General features: G+C 68.2%; 10 protein-coding genes. 6 read left to right on the plus strand and 4 right to left on the minus strand.

All coding sequences use genetic code 11. The features are described 5' to 3' along the window. Positions 1-370: 370 nt before the first annotated feature. From AC3A4E_RS11070 to efpL, 4 genes are all read left to right on the plus strand, one after another. Positions 371-3,001 (plus strand): sensor domain-containing protein, encoded by a 2,631-nt coding sequence (locus AC3A4E_RS11070; RefSeq protein WP_487631523.1) that lies wholly within the window; start codon positions 371-373, stop codon positions 2,999-3,001. Between the two features lie 55 nt (positions 3,002-3,056). Then, positions 3,057-3,827 carry an SDR family oxidoreductase gene (locus AC3A4E_RS11075; protein ID WP_487631524.1) on the plus strand — a complete coding sequence of 257 codons (771 nt, stop codon included), beginning with the start codon at positions 3,057-3,059 and terminating at the stop codon, positions 3,825-3,827. 89 nt (positions 3,828-3,916) lie between these two features. Further along, complete coding sequence (locus AC3A4E_RS11080) at positions 3,917-4,408, plus strand: retropepsin-like aspartic protease (RefSeq protein ID WP_487631525.1); 492 nt, start codon at positions 3,917-3,919, stop codon at positions 4,406-4,408. After that, positions 4,405-4,971: an elongation factor P-like protein EfpL gene (gene efpL / locus AC3A4E_RS11085; RefSeq protein WP_232135741.1), complete on the plus strand. Its 567-nt coding sequence runs from the start codon at positions 4,405-4,407 to the stop codon at positions 4,969-4,971. Before AC3A4E_RS11080 ends, efpL begins: the two co-directional genes overlap by 4 nt. Positions 4,972-5,126: 155 nt before the next feature. Here efpL and AC3A4E_RS11090 read toward each other — a convergent pair whose 3' ends face one another. The 3 genes from AC3A4E_RS11090 to AC3A4E_RS11100 all read right to left on the minus strand — a co-directional run bounded on the left by AC3A4E_RS11090 (position 5,127) and on the right by AC3A4E_RS11100 (position 8,697). Then, entirely contained in the window at positions 5,127-6,941 is a 1,815-nt protein-coding gene (locus tag AC3A4E_RS11090; RefSeq protein WP_487631526.1) for a DUF7844 domain-containing protein, read from the minus strand. Further along, a complete protein-coding gene (locus AC3A4E_RS11095; protein WP_487632060.1) occupies positions 6,938-7,237 on the minus strand; it encodes a DUF2388 domain-containing protein in 300 nt (99 codons plus the stop codon). The genes AC3A4E_RS11090 and AC3A4E_RS11095 overlap by 4 nt, the downstream gene beginning before the upstream one ends. A 74-nt stretch (positions 7,238-7,311) precedes the next feature. Further along, complete coding sequence (locus tag AC3A4E_RS11100) at positions 7,312-8,697, minus strand: FAD-binding oxidoreductase (protein ID WP_487631527.1); 1,386 nt, start codon at positions 8,695-8,697, stop codon at positions 7,312-7,314. A 131-nt stretch (positions 8,698-8,828) separates the two neighbouring features. Between AC3A4E_RS11100 and serA the strand changes: the two genes are divergently transcribed. Beyond that, complete coding sequence (serA, locus tag AC3A4E_RS11105) at positions 8,829-10,061, plus strand: phosphoglycerate dehydrogenase (RefSeq protein WP_487631528.1); 1,233 nt, start codon at positions 8,829-8,831, stop codon at positions 10,059-10,061. A 69-nt stretch (positions 10,062-10,130) separates the two neighbouring features. On the opposite strand, the gene AC3A4E_RS11110 is transcribed toward serA, so the two are convergent. After that, the gene (locus tag AC3A4E_RS11110) at positions 10,131-10,727 is read right to left on the minus strand and encodes an NUDIX hydrolase (RefSeq protein WP_487631529.1); all 597 of its coding nucleotides are present in this window, start codon (positions 10,725-10,727) and stop codon (positions 10,131-10,133) included. Positions 10,728-10,925: 198 nt separating this feature from the next. Here AC3A4E_RS11110 and AC3A4E_RS11115 point away from each other — a divergent pair, with 198 nt between their 5' ends. Further along, positions 10,926-12,437 (plus strand): amino acid permease, encoded by a 1,512-nt coding sequence (locus AC3A4E_RS11115; protein ID WP_487631530.1) that lies wholly within the window; start codon positions 10,926-10,928, stop codon positions 12,435-12,437. Positions 12,438-12,442: the final 5 nt, after the last annotated feature.

The following is a 12,442-nucleotide window of genomic DNA, read 5'->3' on the forward strand; positions in this document are numbered from 1 at the left end:
TCCGCGCGCCCGCCCTGGCCGTTGCGATCCCCATCGCGCGTTTCCTGCATGGCATGGGGTGCCCGGGAATTCCGTCAGACAACAGGATCGACGTCCGCACGTCCGCTGCGGCGTGCGCGACACTGCGCGCAGTCGCGTCCGGGCGTCAGGAGGAGCGGTCAGCGGCCACACCTTCAACCCGCGTCGAGCGGACTGTCGCCGCAGTCCTTGCCGGACCACCGGACACCCGTTCAGGCCTCCGCCCGGCCGCCATCCGGCGCAACAACGCGGCCGCGGATCTGGTGTATATGCTGGAACCCATGGACCTGCCGATCGGCGTCGACCCTGCCCTGTGTGCCGGCTGCGGCAATCGGCCGGCCGGCACGCGTCGATGCCCGATCGGGCGCAGGACCGCGGCGGCATCGACGGGACGCAGATGAACCAGGCGCCGGACATGGAAGAGATCGTGATGCAGGGCGACCGGCAGCAGCACGTACCGCTGCCGGATGCGCTGGCGGACGCCGCTGCAGATCCCGACCTGCCCGATGCGACCCGCTACCTGCTGCTGCAGGCACACCGCGCGCTGGTGGCGATCCGCTCCGAGGCCGACGCCGCGCACCTGCGCTATCACGCATTGTTCGATGCCGTGCCCGACCCGGTCAGCATCCTCGATGCCGACGGCATCGTGCTCGATCTCAACCGTGCCGGTGAACAGGCCTATGGCCGGCCGCGCGCGGACATCGTCGGCCAGCCGATCGAGGTACTGAATCCGGACCTGCCGCGCGACCATCTCGCGCCGGTCTGGAACGCGGTGCATCGCGGGCGCACCTACGTCATCGAAGTCACGAACATGCGCGGCGACGGCTCGCGCTTCCCGGTCGAGGTGCACACCGCGGGCTTCGAGCACGAAGGGCGGCCGTGCCTGGTCGCGGTGGCACGCGATCTGAGCGAGCGCCGCGAAGCCGAGGTGCGCTATCGCGAACTGATGGACGTCGTCGATCGCGGCATCGCGATCCACGATGTCGCAGGCCGCTTCGTCTACGGCAACCCCGCGGCGCTGCGTCTGCTCGGCATCCGCCAGGGCACCGCGCTGGGCGACACATCCAACCTCGGCGACTGGGTCGCGATCGCGCCCGACGGTGACGAGATGCCCTGGGACGCGCTGCCGCCGGTGCGTGCGCTGCGCGACGGTCGCATCGTCGAGAGCACCCTGGTCGGTCTGTATCACCGCATGCGCCGCGAGCTGTATTGGCTCATGGTCACCGCCGTGCCGCAATACCCGCCCGGCGGCGACCGGCCGCACCAGGTGCTGTCGCTGTTCTCCGACGTCAGCGCGCTCAAGCGCGACAGCGCGATGTTCGATCGCGTGCAGGCACTGGCCCACATCGGCGGCTGGGAACTCGATTGCGGCACCGACCGGCTGTATCTCACTGCCGAGGCCGCGCACATCCTCGACCCGGCGCAGCCGCCGCCGACGATGGAAGCGCTGGTCGGTCTGTTGCTGCCGCCCGACCGCAGCCGCCTGCGCGACGCGCTGGGCGCGGCGATGCTCGAGGCCGCCGGCTTCGACATCGAACTGCAGGGTCTGCGCGGCGATGGCAGCGCGTTCTGGGTGCGCGCGATCGGCGGGCCGCGCCAGGGCGATCCGGCGACCTCCCGCCTGACCGGCACGCTGCAGGACATCGCGCGCGACAAGCACGACGAGGCGATCCTGCGGGCGCAGGCGCGCACCGATCCGCTGACCGGCCTGCTCAACCGTGACGCGATCCTGTGCGAGCTCGAGGCGCGCATGGCCGATCCCGCGCGCGCCGGCGTGGCGGTGCTCTACATCGATCTCGACCGCTTCAAGTTCGTCAACGATGCGCTCGGCCATGCTGCCGGCGACGAGTTGCTGATCGCCGCCGCGCACCGCATCGGCCAGGCCGTCGGTGCGTCGGGCAGCATCGCCCGCTTCGGTGGCGACGAGTTCCTCGTGGTCTGCGACGCAGGTGCGGGCGCCAGCCATGCCGAGCGCGTCGCCAATGCGATTCTCGATGCCTTCGGCGACGGCTTCCGCTTCGACACCGAAGAGTTTTCGATCACCGCAAGCATCGGCATCGCACGCGCGCCCGAAGACGGCGACCGGCCGCAGACACTGATCCAGAACGCCGATGCGGCGATGTACGAGAGCAAGCGCCGCATCCGCAACGGCTGGCAGCTGTTCACCCCGACTCTGGCGCAGACCCAGCAGGACCGGCTGCGCGTGGAAACCCACCTGCGCCGCGCGATCGACAACGACGAGTTCCATCTCGTCTATCAACCGCAGGTCGACCTGCGCAGCCGGCGCGTGATCGCCGCCGAGGCGCTGATCCGCTGGCGCAACCGGCAGCTGGGCGAAATGCGGCCCGACCACTTCATCGATCACGCCGAGAGCACCGGCGACATCGTCCGCATCGGCGCCTGGGTGCTGCGCGAGGCTTGTCGCCAGACCGCGGCATGGCGCGATGCCGGACTCGGCGTCATGCGCGTGGCGGTGAACGTGTCCTACCGGCAGTTCCTCGGCGACGAACTCGCGGCGCACGTGCGTGACGTGCTCGAGGAATTCGGCTTGCCGGGCAGCGCGCTGGAACTGGAGTTCACCGAACGCGTGCTGATCGAGGATGCGCCCGACACCGTGCGCACCTTCGCCGCGCTGCGCGACATGGGCGTGCAGCTGAGCATCGACGATTTCGGCGAGGGCTACAGCGGTCTGAACTATCTGCGTCGCCTGCCCATCCACGGGCTCAAGCTCAGCCAGCTGTTCGTCGGCGGCGTACCGGGCGACCGCTCCGACGTCGCCGTGTGCCAGGCCGTCGCGGGCATCGCGCGCAGCCTCGGACTGGGTCTTGTGGCCGAAGGCGTGGAGTCGGAAGCGCAGCGGCGCTTCCTGCTGGATCTCGGCGTGTCGATCGGCCAGGGCTTCCTGTTCGCGCCGGGCCTGTCACCCGATGAGTTCGCACGACGCCTGCAGGACGAAGCCGGGGGCGCGTCTGAACACGCCTGACCGGCGCGTGCGGCCGGCCGGTTAAACTGCGGGTTTTCCGTCCAAGGATCCGCACATGACGCCCGATTCCGTCCGCGCCCTCATCACCGGTGGCGTCTCCGGCCTCGGCCTCGCCGTCGCCCGCCACCTCGTCGCCGGCGGCGGCAAGGTCGTGCTGTTCGACGTCAACGACGACAAGGGTGCCGAAGCGGTGGCCGCACTGGGCGACGCCAATGCGCGCTATCTGCGCACCGACGTGACCGACGAAGCCGGCGTGGTCGCGAACGTCGCCGCCGCCCGCGAATTCCTCGGTGGGCTCAACGTGGCGGTGAACTGCGCCGGCATCCTCGGCGCCGGCCGCGTACTCGGCCGCGAGGCGCCGATGCCGCTGGAGACCTTCAGCCGCACCGTCATGGTGAATCTCGTCGGCAGCTTCAACGTGGCCAAGGCCGCAGCCGCTGCGATGCAGGGCAACGACCCGGGCGAGGACGGCGAGCGTGGCGTGATCGTCAACACCGCATCGGTCGCGGCGTACGAAGGCCAGATCGGCCAAGCCGCGTACTCGGCGTCCAAGGGCGGCGTGGTCGCGATGACCCTGCCGATGGCGCGCGAACTCTCGCGCTTCGGCATCCGCGTCAACACGATCGCACCGGGCATCTTCTGGACGCCGATGGTCGACGGCATGCCGGACGAGGTGCAGCAGTCGCTGTCGGCCTCGATCCCGTTCCCGTCGCGCCTGGGCCGCCCGGAAGAGTTCGCCGAACTCGTCGCCTACATCGTCGGCAGCCGCTACATCAACGGCGAGACCATCCGCCTCGACGGTGCGGTGCGTCTCGCGCCGAAGTGATGCGCCGCGCCGTCCCGACATCGTGGATCGCATGTGGACTGGCTGCGCTGCTGTGCGGCTCACCCGCTCTTGCGCGCGAGTCGACGCCGATGGCGCTCGCCGCCGCGCTGACACCGGCGGGCTACACCGCGGTGGCGCTGACGCGTCACGGCGATTCGCATCTCACGGTCGACGTCCGCATCAACGGCGTCGCCGGCACCTTCATCCTCGACACCGGCGCAGGCCGCACGGTCATCGACCGCGCGGCGCAGTCGCGCTTCGACGAAGGCCGTGACGTGGTGGCCGGCGGCCAGGCCACAGGCGCAGGCGGCACGGGCATGGCGATCAGCGCCCTGCCCGGCAACCGCCTGCGCATCGGCGACTACCGCGATGATGCGTTCACCGTGCATTTCCTCGCGCTCGACCACGTCAATGCCGCGTTCTCGCAGCGCGGCGAAACGCCGGTCGACGGCGTGATCGGTGCCGACATCCTCGAACGCGGCGGCGCCGTAATCGACTATCCCAACCTGCGGCTCTATCTCCGCAATCCGGCTGCCGCGGATGCGGCGGCGTCCTCTCCATCCAGCAGCGAACAACGATGAAAGCCTACGACGTCAAGAAAGGAAACGTGATCGAACACAACGGCACCGTCTATCAGGTGCGTGATATCGAGCGCAGCGCGCCGCAGGGTCGCGGCGGCGGACTCAAGATGCGTTTCACGCTGTACAGCGTGCCGGGCGGCAACAAGTTCGACCTCAACATCGGCGGCGACGACGATCTGAAGGAAGTCGAACTGCAGCGCCGGCAAGCGACGTTTTCTTACAAGGATGGCGACGCATTCGTGTTCATGGATGACGAGGATTACACGCCCTACACGCTCGACGCTGATGTCGTTGGCGACGCCAGCGGCTACATCACCGATGCGTTGTCGGGCTGCTACGTGCAGATCATCGACGAACAACCGGTCGGATTGCAGCTGCCGCCGAACGTGGTGCTGGAAGTGATCGAGACGCCGCCCGAACTGAAGGGCGGGACAGCGACCAAGCGCCCGAAACCGGCAAAGCTCAACACCGGCATCGAAATCCAGGTCCCGGAGTACATCACCAACGGCGAGCGGATCCTGGTCAGCACCAGTACCGGCGAGTTTGGCGGTCGCGCGGACTGAGCGTGCCATGGCGGCGCGCTGCAGAGACAGCGCGCCGTTATTCTGCGGACGAAGGCGCATGCACGTGGCTGTTTGCGGCCGCGACCCAAGCCTGCAAAAGGCAGGACGCACCTTCGCAGGATGGGTGGAGCCCCGCGACACCCATCGCCGATCACTCAGTCCAGCTGCAGCCCACCCGCTTCTCGATGCAGCGCGCGCAGTCGCGCACCGAGCGCGTCCACATTCCGGTCCAGCGCCGCGATTCGCGCCTGTGCCTCGGGCGCCAACGCCGCGCGCGCTTCATTCTCAAGCTGTCCACGCAGTCCGCGCAGCCCTTGCGCACGCGTTTCCACATCGACCTGAAGCAACTCACGTTCCGCCGCCTGCGGCAAGCCGTATCCCTCGGTCAGCAACTGCGCCGGCCGACTGAGGCTGTTCCCCGCCGCCAGCAGTGCGCGCAGGGTCGCGATGGCCGGCGCCGCATCGGCAGCGTGCCGCGGATCGAGCAGCTGACGCTTCAGCACCTCGCGCAACCGCAGTTCTTCCCGTCGCCGCGCCGCATGTTCGAGCACCAGTAACGCCGCGCCATCGCGCAGCTGGGCCCCCGCGAGCCATGGCGCGCGCGCATCCGGCGGTAGATCCAGCCAGTCATCGAATCGCGCAACCGGCAACGGCTGCACCGCGCGTGCGATGTCCAGCAGCGCCTGATACTCCGCATCTGCAGACGGAAAGTAGTAACCAGAACGCACCGCATCCTCGCGGTCGAGCACGCTCTGATCCGCATCGCCACTGCGCACGAGTTTCCGCAACAATCTGGTCGGCGTGATGCTGCGCAGCCGCGCGTCGGCGAGCCGCGGCACGCCTGTCTGCAGCAGTTTCCAGGTCTCGACCGCGCAGTTGTTGCCGACGAAGTAGTAACGCCCGTCGTAGCTCCAGTGCAGGTTCGCGGCTTGCGTCAGCAACGAGGTGATTTCGTCCGGCGACAGCTGCAGCGTAATCGACTGCAGCCCGCGCAACTCGATCCGTGTGTACTCGTCGATCACCTGGTCGAGCGGCAATACGAACAGGCGGGATGGATAACGGCCGGTCAGTCCGCGCAAGCTGGAGATCTGCACATCGTCGACGAAGGCGCGGAACGACAGCACGCGGTGATGCGCGAGATCGAGGCGGCAGTCAGGCCCCGGCGCGCGGCCGGGCGCGCAAATCACCAGCCGCAGCATGCTGTGGCCCCAGCGGCTCATCGGTCGCGCGTTGCCCTCAGCGAGCAGGTATTCGACGGCGTAGACGCGCGCCGGATCCAGCGCGAGCAACGGCGCGACGTCGGCACCCGGCTCGGCTTCGACGAACGGCAGATCCGCCGCGCAAGCAGCCTGTGGCGGCGCCCAGTCGAATTGCGTGGCGAAGTAGGCGTGCAGCGCGGGGCGCCGACAGGCGTATTCGGCGTCGAGCAGAAAGTGTTCGAGATTGACCGCGACAAACTCGGCCGGCGATACGAGCTCGTAAACATCGGGACTGCGATCGCGCATCGCGTTGTCGCGCACGCGCAAGCCGAAGCGCAGTGGGCGCTGGGGCCAGCCTGCGAGATCAAGCAATCGTGGATCGCGCGACAGGCCGCCATGGGTCGAGCGGTCGTAGCGATGGGCGAATTCGTGCAGCAATGCAGCCTGCAGGGGCCGCGCTGCCGCGTCATCGGTCAACAGCGTACGTTGCAGACGCAGATGGGCGCCGAAGGTGCGACCGTGTACGTCGTCAGGCAGGTCCTCGCGCCAGTCGATGACAACATCGAGTCCCGGCGCATCACGCCAGTTCGGTGGCAATCGCGCCTGTGCGTCGGAGATCGCGGCGTCGGCACGCGCCGACTCGGCGGCCGTCAGCGGCGCACCGGCTGCCTGTTGTGCAACCGACCAGCCGGCCGCCGACGCGACCGGCGCCAGCAGAAACGCGACAACGGACAGGGCGGCGCGCAGATACAAGCGCGCCTGCCGGATCAACGCGCCAGGATCGCCTGGGCGAGTGCGAGATCGGACGCGTCGCGCGCGGCGCTCTGCGTCTCGCGCAGATGACGCAATGCCGCTTCCAGTCGTGCGCCGCGGATGCGGCCCTCACTGGCGACGAAGCCGGCAGCGTCTTCGCGCGCCTGCAGCACCACCTTGTCGTCGCCGGACGTGCTGCCCGACGACGCCGACGACCCACCGGACGAGGCGCCCGCGCTGGTGCCGGCGAAACTGCCGGCGAACGCCGACGCGGACAGACCGGTCAGCAGAAGAACGAGTGCGGTACGGACCATCATGCGGGGACTCTCCGGGCGGGAACGGCAGCCGACACTCTAGCGTCGGCGTGTTGTAGCGGGCTGAACCGGACTCAATCGAACAGCTTGCCGGGATTGAGGATGCCGGCCGGATCCAGCGCATGGCGGATGCCGCGCATCACCGCGATCTCCGCCGGGCTGCGCGTCGAACCCAGATACGGCTTCTTGACCAGGCCGATGCCGTGTTCGGCCGAAATACTGCCGCCGTGCTCGGCCAGCGTCGCCGCCAGCAGCTTGGTCACGCGTTCGCACTCGACGACGAAATCGGCGTTCGCCATGTCGGCCGGCTTGAGCACGTTGATGTGCAGGTTGCCGTCGCCGATGTGGCCGAACCAGACCACGTCGAACTGCGGGTACTCGGCGGTCAGCAGGGCCTGCGTGCGGGCGAGGAAGGCCGGCATCGCCGAGATCCGCACCGACACGTCGTTCTTGTACGGCACGTGCGGCGCGAGACTTTCGGTGATCCCCTCGCGCAGGCGCCACAGCGCCGCGGCCTGGGTGTCGCCGTGGCTGATCACGCCGTCCTCGACCCAGCCCTGCTCCATGCAGTACTCGAACGCCGAGAGCACCTGCACCTCGCCGGCTTCGCCTTCGCAGGCGAACTCGGCCACGACGTAATACGGATACACGGCCTCGAACGGCGGCTGCGCGCCGTGGGCGACGACGTGGTGCAGCGCGCGATCGGTGAAGAACTCGAAGGCTTCCAGCGGCAGGCGCGCGCGCAACGCCTGGAAAACCTCCATCAATACTTCGAACGACGGCAGCGCCAGCAGCATCACCCGCGTCTCCGGCGGCGGCGCGGCCAGCCGCAGCGTCGCCTCGACGATGATGCCGAGCGTGCCTTCCGATGCAACGACCAGATGCCGCAGGTCGTAGCCGCTGGAGTTCTTGACCAGGCCGCGATTGAGATCGAGCAGCTCGCCGGTCGCGGTCACCAGCTTGACCCCGGCCACCCACTCGCGCGTGTTGCCGTAGCGCACCACGCGGATGCCACCGGCATTCGTCGCGATGTTGCCGCCGATCGAACACGAACCGCGTGCGGCAAAATCCACCGGGTATTGGAGATCATGCGAACGGGCCGCTTCGTGCACGGCTTCCAGCGCGATGCCGGCCTCGACGGTGAGCAGACGATCGGCCGGCTCGAAGCCGAGCACCTTATTCATGCGCTGCAGGCTCAGCACGAGTTCGCCGTTCGCCGCGACCGCGCCACCTGACAGACCGGTGCGGCCGCCCGATGGCACCACGGCCACGCCTTGCGCGTGCGCCCAGCGCATCGTCGCCTGCACCTCTTCGACATCGGCCGGCAGCGCGATCGCCAGCGGCGCCGGCGTCCAGCGGCGGGTCCAGTCGACGCCGTAATGCGCGAGATCCGCAGGCTCGGTCAGCAGCCGCAGGGTCGGCACAGCGGCCTGGAGACTGGAAACGCGGGAATCGGACATCGTCGGGCGCCGGTCGAACGGGACGCCAGCGTGCCAGCGCACCCGGGACGCGTCCAGCGGTGCGGCGCAACACGCCCGGCGCGATTCTGGCACCATGGCCCGCGCTGTCCCCCACGCGCGAATCCAACCCGATGAAGACCTCGTTTCCCCGGCAGGACATCCGCGTCCTGCTGCTCGAAGGCGTCAGCCAGAGCGCTGTCGATACCTTCCACGCCGCCGGCTACTCGCAGGTCGAGATCTATCCCAAATCGCTGCCGGAAGACGAGCTGCGGGCGAAGATCGCCGACGCGCACATCGTGGGCATCCGTTCGCGCACGCATCTGAGCGCCGAAGTGCTGGCCGATGCGCGCCGGCTGATGGCGATCGGCTGCTTCTGCATCGGCACCAACCAGGTCGACGTGGACGCGGCGGAACTGGCCGGCATTCCGGTCTTCAACGCGCCCTACTCCAATACGCGCTCAGTCGCCGAGCTCGTCGTCGCCGAGGCGATCATGCTGCTGCGCGGAATTCCGCAGAAGAACGCGGAGTGCCATCGCGGCGGCTGGAGCAAGTCCGCGCTCGGCAGCCACGAAGCGCGCGGCAAGACGCTGGGCATCGTCGGCTACGGCCACATCGGCACCCAGGTCGGCGTGCTGGCCGAATCGCTGGGCATGCAGGTGCTCTTCCACGACATCGAAACCAAGCTGTCGCTGGGCAATGCGCGCAGCGCGACGAGTCTGGAAGACCTGCTCGCGCGCAGCGACGTGGTCACCCTGCACGTGCCGGAAACGCCGTCGACGAAGCTGATGTTCGGCGCGGCCGAAATCAACGCGATGAAGCCCGGCGCGCATCTGATCAACGCCTCGCGCGGCACCGTGGTCGACATCGACGCGCTCGATGCCGCATTGCGCAGCGGCCAGGTCGGCGGCGCGGCGATCGACGTGTTCCCGGTCGAGCCCAAGGGCAACGACGACGCGTTCGAATCGCCGCTGCTCGGCCACGACAACGTGCTGCTGACCCCGCATGTCGGCGGCAGCACGCTGGAAGCGCAGGACAACATCGGCATCGAGGTCGCGGCGAAACTCGTGCGCTACAGCGACAACGGCAGCACGCTGTCGGCGGTCAACTTCCCCGAAGTCACCCTGCCCGAGCACATCGGCAGCCATCGCCTGCTGCACCTGCACCGCAACGTGCCCGGCGTGCTGTCGAAGATCAACGAAGTGTTCTCGCGCGAAGCGATCAACATCGACGGCCAGTACCTGCGCACGAATGCGAACGTGGGTTACGTGGTCATCGATGTCGCCGCAACCGAAGAACAGGCCGCGCATCTGCGCAGCGAGCTGCAGAAGATCGACGGGACGATGCGGACGCGTGTGCTGTACTGAGTCGTCAGCCGAGCGTGGCGACGGATGTCGCTGCGCTCACGGCCCCGACAGACGCAACTCCGGCGGCAGTCAGACGGCCGGCACGTCCAGGCAGCGACGTGCCATGCGGCGCAGCGAGGCGTCATAGGCTTCGCCGTCCACAACATCGCGCAGCGGCACCCAGGCCAGCGCGTGCGATTCCTCGCTGACGGCGAACGTCTCGTCCGCGCCCGCGCGCACGACGTAGCGCACGTCGTAATGCCAATGCCCGGGAACGCTTTTGTGCTCGGGAATCCAGTGCCGGTCGAGATCGAAGATCCCCGGCTGCACGGTCACGCCGACAAGACCGGTTTCCTCTTCGGTTTCGCACAGGGCGACACGCGCGAGATCTCGGTCGCCGTCGGCGTGGCCGCCCGGCTGCAGCCACATGCCGAGCTTGCGGTGATGCGTCAGCAGCGTTCGCGCACCGTCACTGCTCACGACCAGCGCTGACGCGGTGAAATGCCCGGCCAGTCGTGCTCGCTCGAACGGATCCTCTGCATCGCCGAGCAGCTCGATGAATGCGTTGGCCAGCACCTGTTGCGCAGGCTGCAGCACACCGAACCGGGCGAGCTCGTGCGCCAGCGCCTGCACCGCGACAGGCAGGAGCGCAATGCGTTCGGAAACAGGCGTGGACGGGTTCGACATGGGCGGATTTGCTGCAGCGCGGCGTGACGGGAGCGGCAGCATCGGCGTTCCCGTGCGTGCGCACAAGCTGCGGCTGTGTTGCTTGTGCCGGAACGCAGCGTTTGGCATGGTACGGCGATTGCCGCGTGGCCGCGGGGGACTCGACGGCACGTCCGTCAGCCATCACGGACCGCACCGAACGACCAACCGGGGACACCGATGTTCAAGAACCTGATGATTACCAAGCCGATCGCGGCGCAACCGCATGTGGATGCGGGCGAGCCGGTCGAGGGCAGCCTCGGCGGCGAAGTCGGCTTCAAGCGCACGCTGACCGCCAAGCATCTGGTGATGCTGGGTCTGGGTGCGGTCATCGGTGCCGGCATCTTCGTCATCACCGGTACCGCGGCGGCCAACCACGCCGGTCCGGCGATCATGCTCAGCTTCGTCATCGCCGGCTTCGCCTGCGCGATGGCCGGCCTGTGCTACGCCGAGTTCGCGGCGATGATCCCGGCCTCGGGCAGCGCCTATAGCTACACCTACGCGACGCTCGGCGAGGCCCTGGCCTGGTTCGTCGGCTGGAGTCTGGTGCTCGAATACCTGTTCGCGGCCTCGACCGTTGCGGTGGGCTGGTCGGGGTACACGGTCAGTTTCCTCGACAGTCTCGGCGTGCATCTGCCTGCGGCACTGACGCAGGCGCCGATCAATTTCTGTACGCACGAGGCGGCGCAGGCTGGTCTGTGCGAGTTCGGCAAGTTCGTCACCACCGGGGCGCTGTTCAATCTGCCTGCGGTGCTGATCATCGGCGCGGTCGGCGTTCTCTGCTATGTGGGCATCACTCAGTCGGCGACCGCGAACGCGATCATCGTGTCGATCAAGGTCCTGGTGATCCTGCTGCTGCTGGCCTTCGGCGCGCAGTACGTGAACGCCGAAAACTGGCTCCCCTTCATCCCGGAAAACCAGGGCGGCGACCGCTTCGGCTGGGAAGGCGTGCTGCGCGGTGCGTCGATCGTGTTCTTCGCCTACATCGGCTTCGACGCGGTGTCGACCGCAGCGCAGGAGGTCAAGAACCCGCAGCGCGACATGCCGATCGGCATCCTCGGTTCGCTGTTCCTGTGCACCCTGATCTATATCGCGGTGTCCGCAGTGCTGACGGGCATGGTCCCCTACACCACGCTGGGCACGGCCAAGCCGGTCGCGACCGCGCTCGAGGCGTACCCGAGCCTGTTGTGGCTCAAGACACTGGTCGAAATCGGCGCGATCGCCGGCCTGACGACGGTGATCCTGGTGATGCTGATGGGCCAGCCGCGCATCTTCTTCTCGATGGCGCAGGACGGCCTGCTGCCGCGCTTCTTCGGCGCGATCCACAAGCGTTACCGCACGCCCCACAAGGGCACCGTGCTGGTCGCGTTCGTCGCGGCGATCATGGCGGCGTTCCTGCCGATCCAGCTGCTCGGCGACGTGGTGTCGATGGGCACCTTGGTCGCGTTCGCCACGGTGTGTCTGGGCGTGATGGTGCTGCGTCGCACGCAGCCGAACCTGCACCGCCCCTTCCGCGTGCCGGCCGTGTTCCTCGTCGGCACCCTCGGCGTGCTGGCCTGTCTCGGTCTGGTCGCGACGATGCCGCTGCTGAACTGGATCGTGCTGCTGGTGTGGACGGTCATCGGTTTCACCATCTATTTCCTCTACGGCTACAAGCACAGCAAGCTGCGGCAGCAACTGCCGCCGCGCTGATCCGA

The organism is Luteimonas sp. Soil_N_1 (genome assembly GCF_057656255.1).